This window comes from Pseudoalteromonas sp. SD03 (genome assembly GCF_040937955.1).
Lineage (GTDB): Bacteria > Pseudomonadota > Gammaproteobacteria > Enterobacterales > Alteromonadaceae > Pseudoalteromonas > Pseudoalteromonas tetraodonis.
Map to the genome: position 1 here is coordinate 173482 of NZ_CP162514.1, position 14214 is coordinate 187695.

Sequence of the window (14214 nt, forward strand, 5' to 3'; positions counted from 1 at the left end):
AAAAGCTAACAGCCGTCACTGTAACAAATTTAGGATTTAAAATGAGCGAACAAGATAAAACCGTAAAGCTTTCTGATAACGAACGTTTAAAAAGAGAAAGTAACTTTTTACGCGGCACTATAGCGCAAGATTTAAAAGATGAAATTACCGGTGGTTTTACTGCCGATAATTTCCAGTTAATTCGTTTTCATGGCATGTACCAGCAAGATGACCGCGATATTCGTCCCGAGCGTGCTAAGCAAAAGCTAGAACCACTACATAATGTCATGCTGCGTGCACGTATGCCTGGCGGTATTATTAAGCCCGAGCAATGGTTAGCAATTGATAAGTTTGCTGGGGAGAAAACCAGCTATGGCAGTATTCGTTTAACTACGCGCCAAACATTTCAGTTCCATGGTGTATTAAAACCTGAAATTAAAGGTATGCACCAGCTACTTAATAGCGTGGGTATTGATTCTATTGCAACCGCCGGTGATGTTAACCGTAATGTGTTATGTACTACCAATCCGGTTGAGTCTGAGTTACATCAAGAGGCCTACGAGTGGGCAGCAAAAATTTCTGAACACTTATTACCTAAAACGAAGGCATACGCTGAAATTTGGCTCAATGGTGAAAAATCTGAAACTACAGAAGAGCCAATTTTAGGCTCAACTTATTTACCGCGTAAGTTTAAAACCACAGTGACGATACCACCTAATAATGAGGTGGACGTACATGCTAACGATTTAAACTTTGTGGCGATTGCTGATAACGGTAAATTAGTTGGTTTTAACGTGCTAGTAGGGGGTGGCCTTGCCATGACCCATGGCGATACAGCAACCTACCCGCGTAAAGCGGACGACTTTGGCTTTATTAGCCTAGAAGATACGTTAAAAATTGCTGAGCACGTGGTATCTGTTCAGCGTGATTGGGGTAACCGCTCAAATCGTAAAAATGCAAAAACTAAATACACACTTGACCGTGTTGGGTCTGATGTATTTAAAGCAGAAGTTGAAAAACGTGCAGGCGTGAGCTTTGCACCAAGCCGCCCTTATGAGTTTACTCATCGAGGGGATCGTATTGGTTGGGTTGAAGGCATTGACGGTAAACATCACTTAACGCTCTTTATCCAAAGTGGTCGTATTTTAGATTACCCCAATAAGCCACTGAAAACAGGGTGTCGTAAGATTGCAGAAATTCATCAAGGTGATTTTCGCATGACCGCCAATCAAAACTTAATTATTGCCGGTGTACCTGCAGGTCAAAAAGCAATCATTGAAAAAATAGCGCGTGAACACGGTTTGATTGATGACAAAGACACTGAGCAACGTAAAAACTCAATGGCGTGTGTATCACTGCCGACTTGTCCTTTAGCGATGGCCGAAGCCGAGCGTTACTTACCGAGTTTAATTGAAAAAATAGAAGGCTTATTGGCCAAGCATGGAGTACCTAATGACAGCATTATTATGCGTGTGGTTGGTTGCCCTAACGGCTGTGGTCGTGCCATGCTAGCTGAAGCTGGATTAGTAGGTAAAGGCCCAGGTAAGTACAACGTTTACCTTGGCGGGAATACGGAGGGTACGCGTATCCCTAAGCTTTATCTTGAAAATGTGGGCGAAGAAGTTTACCTAGAGGCATTTGATAAGCTGATTGGGCAATGGGTTAGTGAGCGCAATGAAGGCGAATGCTTTGGTGATTTTGTTATTCGCAAGGGTATTGTTGCAGAAGTAAAAGTATCTGTTACCGATTTTTACGCATAATTTAAAAGCAGCGCACCGCGCTGGTGAGGTTTAAAATTGACCATGAGTGAATTTAAAAACATATTACAGCTAGATAAGCAAAGCCAACAGGCTATGTTAGCTGATGCGAACGGTTTGCTGGCTAACATGAGTGCTGAGCAGCGCGTTGCATGGGCGCTAGAGCACTTGCCTGACACCGCGTTTTTATCATCGAGTTTTGGTATTCAAGCAGCGGTAATGTTGCATTTAATGACATCACAGCGCCCCGATATACCAGTTGTACTAACAGACACGGGTTATCTATTTCCAGAGACCTATCAGTTTATCGATCAGATGAGCGAGCGTTTATCACTTAATTTAAAAGTGTATAAAGCGCAGTTGAGCCCTGCTTGGCAAGAGGCTAAATTTGGAAAACTATGGGAGCTTGGTGAAGAAGGTATTAAGCAATACAACCAGCTCAATAAAGTAGAGCCAATGACGCGTGCTTTAAAAGAGCTTAACGCGAGCACTTGGTTTAGTGGCTTGCGTCGAGATCAATCGTCGAGCCGTGCTGAAAAACAAGTTTTAGAAATAAGCCGGGGTACAGTAAAAGTGTACCCTATTATTGAGTGGAATAATCGTGATGTGTACCAATACCTCACTAAACATGATCTGCCATACCACCCATTATGGGAGCAAGGTTATGTGTCTATGGGTGATGTACACACTACGCGTAAATTAGAGCCAGGAATGAGCGAAGAAGAAACCCGCTTTTTTGGGCTGAACCGTGAGTGTGGCTTGCATATTGATGGTGATGGAATTTAATTACCTTATTATTCAAAGCTATAAATTTAAAAACGCAGCTAAAGCTGCGTTTTTATTTTGTGGAAAATAATTGCCTGACTGCTGTTTTTTTATTATATTAATGATAATAAAGGATTAAATTTACAGCAGGAACGCTATGAAATACTTTACCTACTTAGCAATATCAGTAATGGTCATTGCTCTTATCTCTTTGTTTTATCTTAAAAAGCCAAATGGGCAACCTTGGCTAACCAGCTCATTGATTAAAAATGAATCTTTTTCTATTAAAGATAAAGTGGTAGCGCTTTCATCTAATACATTCGAACAGCTCACACTTGAGCTTAAAAAAGTAGGAGATAAAATCACATCGTCACCGTTAGCATCTGACTCTCAAAGTAAAATTTATAAGTGGCAAGATGAGCAAGGGCAGTGGCATTTCTCCGATGTGCCAAATAAAAATGGCAAGAGTATTGAAGTGCACCTTGACCCTGCAGATATTAATGTTGTGGTAGCCGAAGATACAGCTATATTAAGTGGCAGTGCTAAATCTGCTGCAAAACCTTTTCCTCAGCGAGCGCCTGAAATATACAACAGTGAGTCAATTAATAAGTTGTTTGAAGATGCTGAAAAAGCCAAAAAGAGAATTGAGTAACGCAGTAAAGAAGTCGAAAGTTTCAGCGGCTTTTAGCCCTAGGTGGTTACTGCGATTTCAAGTAGCGCTTTTCTGCTTCCATTAATAATATGGTTAAATAAATTTTAGTTGGCAGTGATAAAAACACACCAATTGCAATGCACGCTGCTGCAGTAATAATGCCTTTAATACCGTACTGGCTGGTAAAGTAGCTCGATACAATTAATACATGGCCTGTCACAATCAGGCATAACCCAAGCAAAATAGATGTTTTAAGTAGTCTTATCATTACTATTGAAGACATGGCGACCTCTGCGCAGCGTGTCTTCTTAGTGTATGGTATCTTGATAGAGCAACATTGATTTAGCGCAAGGGTGTATCAATATTTACTTCTATAGCGAATGTAAAAAAGCCCAGCTCATTGCTGAGCTAGGCTTTTAAGCTACCTTGTTTAATGCCTAGTTAGTCGAGCATATTGCGTAATACGTACTGCAAAATCCCGCCATGTTTGTAGTAATCCCACTCTTTAGGGGTATCAATACGCACATCGGCACTAAAACTAACTTGTTTACCTTCACTGTTGGTGGCAATGACACTGACTTCGTCGGTTTTGTCGTATAAACCTTGAATATCAAATTGTTCTTGCCCCGTTAAGCCCAATGACTCATGGCTTTCACCCTCTTTAAATTGTAAAGGTAATACGCCCATACCAATCAGGTTCGAGCGGTGAATACGCTCATAGCTTTGTGCTATCACAGCTTTAATACCGAGTAGTAATGAGCCTTTTGCAGCCCAATCTCGTGAGGAGCCGGTACCATATTCTTTACCTGCTAGAACCACTAATGGTGTTCCACTCTCTTGATATGCCATTGCCGCATCATAAATACTCTCTAGCTTATCGTCAGGTTGAGTGCGAGTGACACCGCCCTCAGTACCGGGGGCGAGTAAGTTTTTAAGGCGCACATTAGCAAATGTACCACGCATCATCACTTCGTGATTACCACGGCGAGAACCATAAGAATTAAACTGTGCTTTTTCTACCCCATTTTCTTGTAGATAAAGTCCTGCGGGTGCCTCCGCTTTAATCGCACCTGCTGGTGAAATATGATCGGTAGTCACTGAATCGCCTAGTTTAGCTAGACAGCGCGCACCTTCTATTTTTGGGATCCCCGGCGGTTCAACACTCATACCATCAAAGAATGGCGCTTTTTTGATATAAGTCGAGGCAGCATCCCAATCGTAAAGCTTACCATCAGGTATTTGAATTTTTTGCCAGCGACTGTCGCCATCGTAAACATTGGCGTAGCTTTTTTCGAACATTTCTTTAGTTACCGTATTTTTTACAAGCTCACTCACTTCTTTAACGCTTGGCCAAATATTTTTAAGGTATATATCGTTACCATGCTTATCTTGCGCAAGTGGTTCGTTGTATACATCAATATCGGTTCTACCTGCTATAGCATAAGCTACTACAAGTGGTGGCGACGCGAGGAAGTTCATTTTAACGTCTTGGTGAATACGCCCTTCAAAGTTACGGTTACCCGACAAAACAGAGCTTACAATTAGTTTATGTTTTTGAATAGCTTCTGAAATTTCATCCGCTAATGGGCCTGAGTTACCGATACAGGTGGTACAGCCATAACCAACTAAGTTAAAACCAAGCGCATCAAGATCATCCATTAACCCTGCTTTTTCAAGGTAATCGGTAACCACCTGCGAACCTGGTGCTAAAGACGTTTTAACCCAAGGTTTTACATTAATACCTAATTGACGTGCTTTTTGAGCCACCAATCCTGCCGCTAAAATTACGCTTGGATTAGAGGTATTAGTACAGCTTGTGATTGCAGCAATGACGCAGGCGCCATCGTTTAATTCAAACTCTTGGCCATTAAAGTTAACTTTTGCTGCGCCCATAAACTGCGCTTCATCAGTGGGTTCGTCAGGATTGGTAGTAGGGCCTTCACTTTCAATACGCGCTTGCTCTTCATCGCTTTTATCTCGACGTGCCATACGTTCGTCTTGGAAGTCTTTTAAGTGTTGACCAATAACATCACCGGCTTTATCCAGTGTGATTCTGTCTTGTGGACGTTTCGGGCCAGCAAGACTTGGTACTACATCATCTAAAGTTAGTTCTAGCTTATCGGTATAATGTGCTTCATCGCCATCATTACGCCATAAACCTTGATGTTTTGCGTAATCTTCAATCAGTTTAAGCTGCTTTTCATCGCGATTAGTTAAGCGTAAGTAATTAATCGTTTCATCATCAATAGGGAAAATACCACAGGTTGCGCCATACTCTGGTGCCATGTTGGCAATAGTCGCTCTGTCGGCCAGTGGTAAGTCGGCAAGCCCGTCACCATAAAACTCAACAAACTTACCTACCACACCATGATTTCGTAGCATTTCAGTAACAGTTAATACTAAATCTGTTGCTGTAGTGCCCTCAGGTAAGCGGCCATTTAATTTAACGCCAACGACCTGAGGAATAAGTAGGCTAATAGGTTGGCCAAGCATGGCGGCTTCGGCTTCAATACCGCCTACACCCCAACCGAGTACGCCTAGGCCGTTGATCATGGTTGTGTGAGAATCAGTACCAACCAGTGTATCTGGATAGGCTAACGATTTACCGTTTTTTGTATCATTGAACACTACACGTGCTAAGTATTCTAAATTTACTTGATGGACAATACCTGTGGCTGGTGGCACCACTTTTAAATTATCAAATGCGGTTTGACCCCAACGTAAAAACTCGTAGCGCTCTTTATTACGTTCATATTCTAGTTTTGAATTTAAGTCGAATGAGCCATCTTTACCGTAACCATCCACTTGTACTGAGTGATCTATCACCAGTTCAGCCGGAGAAAGCGGATTTATTTTTGCAGGATCGCCACCAAGCTTTTCCATCGCATCACGCATGGCGGCTAAGTCAACAATAGCAGGGACACCGGTAAAATCTTGCATTACTACGCGGGCAGGGGTGAAGGCTACTTCGGCCGAGGGCTTAGCCTTTGGATCCCAATCTAGTAGTGCCTGAATATCTTGCTCTTTAATATTCACACCATCTTCATTACGCAATAAATTTTCTAGTAATATTTTTAACGAAAAAGGCAGGCGTTTGGCTTTATCGCCAAGTCCCATGAGCGAGTTAATATGGTATTGCTCGCCATTGATAGTAAGCTGTTGTTGGGTGTCGAAACTATTTTTCATTATTTGTCCCTTCAATAAATTAGATTGATATTCTTGAAAAAGTGACCTCTGTAGTAGTTTGCAAACTGTGTACCATGATAAAAAAATACCATGCAGTGTAATTTTTTTGACTGTTATATAAATAGAGATGAAGGCCAAAAGTTAAAATTCAAGGGATGCTCTGAGTAATAATTGACCACAAAACTAAACTCAAAAAAGTGTTATTTAAAGTAGTCCTGTTGTTTTAAGTGGAAACTTAAATACACCAATGCAATCGCAATTAAGGTCACTGCAATAGGCATAAAAATAGCGCTAACGCCAAACAAGCTAATGCTATTAATAATTATAAAATTATAGTATTGCTGAGCTAAAACCGCTGCCAAAGAGATTATTAATGTTAATGCGGCTAGTGACTTTTTGAATAATAAAAGTACGCACCCTAATGCGCCGCCAAATACTGCAATAGCAAACGCTAAAGTAGCCCATAGAGGTTGGCTGTTATAAGCAAGTTGTTGTTCTTGTGGGAGTTTACTTACCATTTCGGGTGTTAATAATAGCTGCATGATAAATGCAAAAACACCTAATATATTCCATAACAGGGCGGTGATGAGTACGGGTTTTATCCAGCGGTTTGTAGTGTTTTCTGACATGTAAGCATCGATTTTTTATTATTGGTATTCTATTAAAGAATAAAAAAGCCAGTGATGCAAACTGGCTTTTAATAATACATATGACGTAAGCGAATGTTAGCCAAACGAAATAGGACGACGACCCGTTTTTTCATCCACTTTAGGTTTTTTAGTACGTTTGCGCTTATTTTTAGCCGGCTCTGTTGTTGCTACTGGCGCGGCTTTTTCTGCTGTAACTGTTTCATCAATAACAGGACGCTCTGCAGGAGTTGCATCTTCACTTAGCGTCAGTTGGAACAACTCGCCATCAAATGTAAGAACATCGCCACTGTATAATTTTTTCCGTTTAATTGTACAAATTTCATGGTTAACACCTACATAGCCACCGCTAATTAGATTTTTTGCTTGGCCACCACCTTCAACTAGATCTAATACTTTTAATAATTTACAAAGCTCTATAGGCTCTTCTTCTAATTCAATTTCTATATATTCTTCGTTCATCATGTTTCTCTGTGGGGGTGGCATTAGCTGTAGTATAAAGGCTAGCTGGTTATTTTGCACCAAAGTGCGTTTGTTAGATGCGATGATTGTGCATTTTTTATGAAACTTTTTACCTCTTTCATTTGTCTTTAAAAAAACTGAAGTAATTCAAGACTACACTTCGCGTGAAAAAAATTACACATTGGCGCGCTTATTGCCAATATCTGTCGTAAAAAGAGATTGAATATAAACAGTGGAGTAAAACATGGGCATAAGATTAGCGATGAAAAAAGAGCTAATGGGCTTAGACAATTCAGATATGTTAACTGCTGATGATGTTAGAAAGCATTTGGCTCAGCAGGTACAAGAAGACACTGAACGTGGTTTTTCAGTTATCTCCAAGTTTAATGACACCCATAGTCAGTTAGTCAGCGGGCTTAAAACCAAACAAAGCGAGCTGGTATTTGAACGACATCGTTTATTTAATGAAGTACTTTATAATCGCCAGAGTGTTGATGCATGGTTAAATAACCAAATAAATTAAATTGCCATTTTAAATCACCCCTTATAGACTACACTTGTAATCGATTGGGGGTGATAATGAAAAATGGAATTTTAATATGTGTATTGGTGTTTTTATTAGCTGCGTGCCAGCGACCTACTGTTTATGTTTTTATTGAAAACTTGCAAGGTGAACAGCGCAACCAGCTAGATGCTGCACTAAATGCACAAACTCTTCCCTATGAATATGTAGAACTAGCAATCCCATCAGATTTTGGTGAGGCCACATTACTACTCTCAAGCGATAAAATTTACCCCAAAGAGACGGAGCAACTTGCAGCTATAATGCAAGAGCTAGGGTACGCGCCACAAGTTAATTATACAAGTCGTTCAAATCATTTTTATGGTGATGGCAATATAGGCTTTTATTTAAAAAATGCTGATGCCAATAGAAATTTTGTTATGCCTAAACAGCTGAGAACAACTCATTGCAGCGAAGATAAATACAATGATTTAGCAGTCAAATTTGCAAATGAAGCTGTTGAGTTTACATTACCAAGTGGCGCAATCGTGAGGCTAAACTGGGAATATTTATATGGTTATGTTGTTGTTTATTTTAAAGACTATTCGCAAACATACAGTCATTCGCAGCCGCTTGTAAATACCCCCTTTGGCGCCAAGCCGTCAGATACCTACACATATACCGCAAGCGTTAACACCCCTGGTTGGCTTGATTGCTCACTACAAATTGTTTATATGGACTGATTTAACCGTGGGTTTCTATATGTTCGCTTAGTTTAGCTATGCGCAGGCTCATTCCTTCAATAATACGGTCTTTAATTTTTTCGCGTATAACATTAGGTAGGCGGGTAAGGGCATCGGCAGTAATAGCCAGTACGATGGCATTTTCTTTGGCGCGTGCATTAATGCTGCGCTCTCGGTTATTAATAAACGCGCCTTCACCAATAAATTCACCAGGCTCTATACTACCCAGTTCCAGTAGGTGACTATGCTTAAACACCATCAAAGAGCCACTGAGGACAATAAAAAGTCGCTTGTCATTATCAAACTCTTTAAATAAAAACTGATTTTTACTTACTAAGTATAATAATCCAAACGACTCTAAAAGAATTTGACGTTCATTAAGCGTGAACTCTTTAAAGAATTCTAAGCGATTTATAATTTCCATTTGCTTAAACAAAGGGATGTTTTCAATTAACTTCATCAATAACCTAGGGCGCTAGCCTTATAAAATATCAGCTAATATTGCGCTCTTTTAATTTACGGGTCAACGTATTGCGACCCCAACCAATTTTTACCGCGGCTTCTTGCTTATGGCCTGAACAATTAGCGAGTGCTGTTTTTATTAAGCGGGTTTCCAGCTGGGCTTGAATATCCGGCCAAATATTTTCTTTACCTTGTTTAAACTCTTGATTAAGCCATTGCTGAAATGAATCTAGCCAATCGCCTTCTTGAGTTGCGGCTGCATTATCAATAATTTCAGGGGGTAAATCTTGCTCACCAATCAGCTCCCCAGGTGCCATTACGGTTAACCATCGACAGGTGTTTTCAAGCTGGCGAACATTTCCTGGCCAATTAAATAAACACAGTTGTTTAATCGCTTTAGGGCTAAGTACTTTACTATCTACTTGCAGGTCTTTTGCACTTTTATGTAAAAAGTGTAGCGCTAAGCGTTCTATGTCTTCGGGGCGCTCGCGTAGAGCCGGCAAGCGTAAGCGAACCACGTTTAAACGATGAAATAAGTCATCTCTAAACTTACCTTGTTTTACCAGCTCTTCTAAATTTTGGTGAGTGGCAGCAATAATGCGCACATCCACCTTTATACTTTGATGGCCGCCAACGCGGTAAAACTCGCCATCGGCTAATACGCGTAACAAGCGGGTTTGTACATCAAGTGGCATATCACCTATTTCATCCAAAAATAAGGTACCGCCATTGGCTTGTTCAAAGCGCCCTTTACGCACGCTATCGGCCCCCGTAAAAGCGCCTTTTTCATGGCCAAATAATTCAGACTCAACTAACTCTTTAGGAATAGCGGCCATATTAAGAGCAATAAATTGGTTTTCTTTACGCGGGCTGTGATTGTGCAAGGCGCTGGCAACCAACTCTTTACCGGTACCTGATTCACCATTGATGAGTACGCTCATACTGGATGCTGAGAGTTTGCCTATAGCACGAAACACTTCCTGCATAGCAGGGGCTTCGCCAATAATATGAGCGCTTTTGGGTGGCGCGCTTTTTCGTTTGGTTTTTTTGGTCGAATTAGCACGATAGGCGCTTTCCACTAGCGCAACGGCTTCATTTAAATCAAACGGTTTAGCTAAGTACTCAAACGCACCTTTTTGAAAAGCATTAACCGCTGAGTCTAAATCAGAGTGTGCGGTCATAATAATAACGGGTAGGCCAGGGGTTTGCTCAGCTATCAGCTCAAGTAACGCCATCCCGTCCATCCCCGGCATTCTTACATCTGAAATTAACACACTGGGTTGACTAAATTTTAGTGCATTAAGAACGTTTTGCGCATCTGCAAAGCTTTCTACTTCAAACCCTGCGCGAGTCAGTGCTTTTTCTAGTACAAAGCGAATTGAGGCATCATCATCTACAAGCCAAGCTGTTTTCATGCAAACTCCAAAGTATTAATCTGTAAATGGCAGATAAATATTAAATTCAGTATGTCCTGGCCAACTATCGCATTCGATATAGCCATCATGTTGATCAATCAAGGTTTGCGCTATAGATAATCCAAGTCCCGAGCCACCTTCTTTATTAGTGGTCATAGGGTAAAATAAGGTGTCGCGTAAATTAGCATCAATACCTGGGCCGTTATCCATTACTTGAATAAGCAATGCCTTTTTAGGGGCTTTTCCCGGACGACGATGCTGATAATTAATCCGTGTTTTTATTTTTATTTCGCCACCATCCACCAATGCCTGTTGCGCATTACGCACAATATTAAGCACCACTTGTTGAACTTTGCTCTGATCAATATAAACATCAGGAATACTCGGGTCGTAGTCTTTAACTAACCGAATATCGCGGTTGTTATCTAACGTACTGAGTTTAACAACCGACTCTAATGTTTGATGTATATTGCCATACGATTTTTGCGGTAGTTGGTTAGGCCCAAGGAGTCTATCAACTAATTCACGCAACCGATCGGCTTGTTCAATTATCAGTTCTGCACATTGATCTCTTTCTTGTTGATCACCCTCATACTGCAATAATTGCGCCGCCCCGCGAATTCCACCCAGCGGGTTTTTAATTTCATGGGCTAAACCGCGAATTAAGTTACGTGCAGCTTGGTATTGATGCATTTGATTTGAGACCTGATCGTGCTTTATTTCGTCATCGGTTTGTCGACATTCAAATAAAATATAATAGGTGTCGTTATGTTTTATTCGCCGAGTACTTACCGCTAATTTTGCATGGCGAGAATCGATAAACACCACGTCAGCTCTGTGCTGGTGGCAGTCTACACCATCAACTAACGAGTACTGTGCAATGCGTTTTAAGTCGATAGAATGGTAGTTAAATAAATCGTCGAATGCTTGTCCTAGCAAACGTTTTTCGCCTAAGCCAAGTAATTCACTGGCACTGGTGTTAGCGTAAATAAGCTGAAAGCTTTCATCAAGTAACATCAGGGCGGTGGTTTGGTTTTGCCAAATTATATTCAGTAGCTCTGGGCTAAAATGTGTTTTATTAATCATCATTGCACCATTTTAGTGCGCCTGGGAAGGTAGGCAAGGTTTTTAGAAAATATACGCTAAACACGCGTACTTAATTGTAATTATCGACCTATGTTAAGGCCTTTACGGTGCATAAAAAATACACTTTCAGGACTGGTTGCAATTACCTGATTTTGTTTATTATAAAGTTTAACTTGCAGTGTGTGTTGGCCTCGCTCCACATCTCTTAACGCCAGTGTTGTCGTATCGCTCGGTGCACCAATGGCAAAGCCATCTAAAAATAAACCAATGGTAAATCCAGCTTCAAATCGAGGGGCAATACGGGTAGAGACATACACAGAGCCCGTGTTTTCCCTGATAGTTTGGTGTGGTTCAGGCGATGAAATACTAATACTAAACTTTACTGCTGTTTTAGTAGGAGCAGTATCAAGAATATCGGTGTTTGTAGCGGGCATGCTGAGATGTTGGCTCGTGAGTTTAACCTCTTTAGCGCCTGGCTGAGGAGTATCTGAAAAAACCAGCACCCCATTTTTGTCTTTCCATGCGTAAATTTTTTTATCGCTCGCATGGCTATTAAGGCTTAACATTAAAGCTATTAATAGCAACAAAATCTTACCTACCATCCAGCTATCCTGCATTGTTTAAACTAACTTCACTTTAGTGTAGAACCGTTAAATTTACCATAAAAAAAGCCCGCAAAGCGGGCTTAAAACACACATTATTTATCGGTTAATAAATTAACAGCTGTAGTACATTTCAAACTCAACTGGGTGAGTTGTCATGTTAAGTTTTTCAACTTCTTTTGACTTAAGTGCGATGTAAGCATCGATTAAGTCATTGGTGAATACACCACCTTGGTTTAAGAATTCACGGTCTGAATCAAGCGCAGCTAATGCTTCATCTAATGAAGAAGCAACTGTTGGAATTTCTGCCGCTTCTTCAGCTGGTAAGTCGTATAAGTCCTTGTCCATAGCATCGCCAGGGTGGATCTTGTTTTTAATTCCGTCAAGGCCAGCCATAAGCATTGCAGAGAAAGCAAGGTATGGGTTAGCTGTTGGATCTGGGAAGCGTACTTCGATACGACGACCTTTTGCAGATGGAACCACTGGAATACGGATTGACGCAGAACGGTTACGAGCCGAGTATGCAAGCATTACCGGTGCTTCAAAACCAGGTACTAAACGTTTGTACGAGTTAGTTGACGCGTTAGCAAAAGCGTTGATCGCTTTAGCATGTTTGATAATACCGCCAATGTAGTAAAGTGCATCTTCAGAAAGGCCGCCGTATTTATCACCTGCGAATAAGTTTACGCCATCTTTTGCTAAAGACTGGTGACAGTGCATACCAGAACCGTTATCACCAACAACCGGCTTAGGCATAAACGTTGCCGTTTTACCGTAAAGGTGAGCCATGTTGTGGATAACATATTTCATTTCTTGGATTTCATCGGCTTTTAACACCATAGTGTTAAAGCGCGTTGCAATTTCGTTTTGACCGGCAGTCGCCACTTCGTGGTGATGCGCTTCAACAACTTGACCCATTTCTTCTAAAACTAGGCACGTTGCAGAACGCCAATCTTGGAAATCATCAACAGGTGCAACTGGGAAGTAACCGCCTTTAACACCTGGGCGATGGCCTGTATTGCCATCTGCATATTCTTTATCTGAGTTCCAAGCTGCTTGCTTAGAATCAATTTTGTACATTGAACCTGACATGTCAGATTTGTATTTAACGTCGTCAAATACGAAAAACTCTGGTTCTGGGCCAAATAAAACAGTGTCAGCAATACCCGTAGAGCGCATGTACTCTTCAGCGCGCTTAGCAACTGAGCGAGGGTCGCGTTCGTAACCTTGTAATGTAGAAGGTTCAACCACGTCACAACGAACGATTAGTGTTGTTTCTTCTGTGAAAGGGTCAAGTTTAATTGAATCTGCATCTGGTAGTAACACCATGTCTGATTCGTTGATGCCTTTCCAGCCAGCAATTGAAGAACCGTCAAACATCTTTCCATCTTCAAAAAAGTCTTCATCAACTTGATGATGAGGAATAGAAACATGTTGCTCTTTACCTTTTGTGTCAGTAAAGCGTAAATCAATGAACTTAACGTCATTTTCTTTAATAAAATCTAAAACCGATTGTGACATGTGTCCTCCAACTATTGGGTTTTATTATTGCTGCTTAGATACGTTGAATACTTACAAGCTGATTTTGTGCCACTATTATAATTATTTGTTTTTTATGTAAAAAAATATAAATAAAATAAAGGTGATATAGATTAAGCACCATCTTAGTGCGTAATTTTTCCAAAGTGGTGCAATATTTACAAAGCAATAATTGCTTGTAAATTAATCACCTTAGACTAGCACAAAGAAAATGCAAAATACGCAGTAAAGTCGCTTTAAATTAACCCAAAACCATCTTTTTATATAAATATCTAAAAATTAATTATCATAATTAATTATTTTAAAACAATGGGTTAATTATTTTATTGAGAAAGTTTGAAATTTTATTTTGGATAAACTTTCATCCATTCCATTTATAGGGGATAATATGCGCCCTTTTAAATCCTATGCTGGGAC

General features: G+C 40.5%; 14 protein-coding genes. 5 read left to right on the top strand and 9 right to left on the bottom strand.

Annotated elements, in window-relative coordinates; all coding sequences use genetic code 11:
• Positions 1-41: 41 nt before the first annotated feature.
• The 3 genes from cysI (at position 42) to ABZP26_RS00855 (ending at position 3153) form a co-directional block, all read left to right on the top strand.
• On the top strand, positions 42-1739 hold the full coding sequence (cysI, locus tag ABZP26_RS00845; protein ID WP_036955679.1) for an assimilatory sulfite reductase (NADPH) hemoprotein subunit: 1698 nt from the start codon (positions 42-44) through the stop codon (positions 1737-1739).
• 42 nt (positions 1740-1781) lie between these two features.
• A complete protein-coding gene (locus tag ABZP26_RS00850) occupies positions 1782-2522 on the top strand; it encodes a phosphoadenylyl-sulfate reductase (protein ID WP_013463784.1) in 741 nt (246 codons plus the stop codon).
• 136 nt (positions 2523-2658) lie between these two features.
• Entirely contained in the window at positions 2659-3153 is a 495-nt protein-coding gene (locus ABZP26_RS00855) for a DUF4124 domain-containing protein (protein ID WP_368485229.1), read from the top strand.
• A gap of 46 nt (positions 3154-3199) precedes the next feature.
• Here the strand turns inward: ABZP26_RS00855 and ABZP26_RS00860 are convergent, their stop codons facing one another.
• The 4 genes from ABZP26_RS00860 to ABZP26_RS00875 all read right to left on the bottom strand — a co-directional run bounded on the left by ABZP26_RS00860 (position 3200) and on the right by ABZP26_RS00875 (position 7448).
• Positions 3200-3436 (bottom strand): hypothetical protein, encoded by a 237-nt coding sequence (locus ABZP26_RS00860; protein WP_024601183.1) that lies wholly within the window; start codon positions 3434-3436, stop codon positions 3200-3202.
• A gap of 158 nt (positions 3437-3594) precedes the next feature.
• On the bottom strand, positions 3595-6339 hold the full coding sequence (gene acnA / locus ABZP26_RS00865; RefSeq protein WP_128583476.1) for an aconitate hydratase AcnA: 2745 nt from the start codon (positions 6337-6339) through the stop codon (positions 3595-3597).
• 200 nt (positions 6340-6539) lie between these two features.
• Positions 6540-6968 carry a hypothetical protein gene (locus ABZP26_RS00870; RefSeq protein ID WP_368485230.1) on the bottom strand — a complete coding sequence of 143 codons (429 nt, stop codon included), beginning with the start codon at positions 6966-6968 and terminating at the stop codon, positions 6540-6542.
• 96 nt (positions 6969-7064) lie between these two features.
• Positions 7065-7448: an RNA-binding S4 domain-containing protein gene (locus ABZP26_RS00875; protein WP_013463789.1), complete on the bottom strand. Its 384-nt coding sequence runs from the start codon at positions 7446-7448 to the stop codon at positions 7065-7067.
• A 244-nt stretch (positions 7449-7692) separates the two neighbouring features.
• Here ABZP26_RS00875 and ABZP26_RS00880 point away from each other — a divergent pair, with 244 nt between their 5' ends.
• On the top strand, positions 7693-7971 hold the full coding sequence (locus ABZP26_RS00880; RefSeq protein WP_013463790.1) for a hypothetical protein: 279 nt from the start codon (positions 7693-7695) through the stop codon (positions 7969-7971).
• 56 nt (positions 7972-8027) lie between these two features.
• Positions 8028-8693, top strand: coding sequence for a hypothetical protein (locus ABZP26_RS00885; RefSeq protein ID WP_013463791.1), 666 nt, complete (start codon positions 8028-8030; stop codon positions 8691-8693).
• A 1-nt stretch (position 8694) separates the two neighbouring features.
• Here the strand turns inward: ABZP26_RS00885 and ABZP26_RS00890 are convergent, their stop codons facing one another.
• From ABZP26_RS00890 to glnA, 5 genes are all read right to left on the bottom strand, one after another.
• Positions 8695-9153 carry a Crp/Fnr family transcriptional regulator gene (locus tag ABZP26_RS00890; RefSeq protein ID WP_013463792.1) on the bottom strand — a complete coding sequence of 153 codons (459 nt, stop codon included), beginning with the start codon at positions 9151-9153 and terminating at the stop codon, positions 8695-8697.
• 31 nt (positions 9154-9184) lie between these two features.
• Complete coding sequence (gene ntrC / locus ABZP26_RS00895) at positions 9185-10570, bottom strand: nitrogen regulation protein NR(I) (protein WP_010391999.1); 1386 nt, start codon at positions 10568-10570, stop codon at positions 9185-9187.
• 15 nt (positions 10571-10585) lie between these two features.
• A complete protein-coding gene (glnL, locus tag ABZP26_RS00900) occupies positions 10586-11656 on the bottom strand; it encodes a nitrogen regulation protein NR(II) (protein WP_013463793.1) in 1071 nt (356 codons plus the stop codon).
• A gap of 80 nt (positions 11657-11736) precedes the next feature.
• On the bottom strand, positions 11737-12258 hold the full coding sequence (locus ABZP26_RS00905) for a DUF4124 domain-containing protein (protein ID WP_368485231.1): 522 nt from the start codon (positions 12256-12258) through the stop codon (positions 11737-11739).
• Positions 12259-12372: 114 nt separating this feature from the next.
• Entirely contained in the window at positions 12373-13779 is a 1407-nt protein-coding gene (glnA, locus tag ABZP26_RS00910) for a glutamate--ammonia ligase (protein WP_013463795.1), read from the bottom strand.
• Positions 13780-14214 lie beyond the last annotated feature (435 nt).

Bases quoted from the DNA above. Each gene is read 5' to 3' on its own strand.
- cysI (WP_036955679.1), top strand. From the start codon at position 42: ATGAGCGAACAAGATAAAACCGTAAAGCTTTCTGATAACGAACGTTTA.
- ABZP26_RS00850 (WP_013463784.1), top strand. From the start codon at position 1,782: ATGAGTGAATTTAAAAACATATTACAGCTAGATAAGCAAAGCCAACAG.
- ABZP26_RS00855 (WP_368485229.1), top strand. From the start codon at position 2,659: ATGAAATACTTTACCTACTTAGCAATATCAGTAATGGTCATTGCTCTT.
- ABZP26_RS00860 (WP_024601183.1), bottom strand. From the start codon at position 3,436: ATGTCTTCAATAGTAATGATAAGACTACTTAAAACATCTATTTTGCTT.
- acnA (WP_128583476.1), bottom strand. From the start codon at position 6,339: ATGAAAAATAGTTTCGACACCCAACAACAGCTTACTATCAATGGCGAG.
- ABZP26_RS00870 (WP_368485230.1), bottom strand. From the start codon at position 6,968: ATGTCAGAAAACACTACAAACCGCTGGATAAAACCCGTACTCATCACC.
- ABZP26_RS00875 (WP_013463789.1), bottom strand. From the start codon at position 7,448: ATGAACGAAGAATATATAGAAATTGAATTAGAAGAAGAGCCTATAGAG.
- ABZP26_RS00880 (WP_013463790.1), top strand. From the start codon at position 7,693: ATGGGCATAAGATTAGCGATGAAAAAAGAGCTAATGGGCTTAGACAAT.
- ABZP26_RS00885 (WP_013463791.1), top strand. From the start codon at position 8,028: ATGAAAAATGGAATTTTAATATGTGTATTGGTGTTTTTATTAGCTGCG.
- ABZP26_RS00890 (WP_013463792.1), bottom strand. From the start codon at position 9,153: ATGAAGTTAATTGAAAACATCCCTTTGTTTAAGCAAATGGAAATTATA.
- ntrC (WP_010391999.1), bottom strand. From the start codon at position 10,570: ATGAAAACAGCTTGGCTTGTAGATGATGATGCCTCAATTCGCTTTGTA.
- glnL (WP_013463793.1), bottom strand. From the start codon at position 11,656: ATGATTAATAAAACACATTTTAGCCCAGAGCTACTGAATATAATTTGG.
- ABZP26_RS00905 (WP_368485231.1), bottom strand. From the start codon at position 12,258: ATGGTAGGTAAGATTTTGTTGCTATTAATAGCTTTAATGTTAAGCCTT.
- glnA (WP_013463795.1), bottom strand. From the start codon at position 13,779: ATGTCACAATCGGTTTTAGATTTTATTAAAGAAAATGACGTTAAGTTC.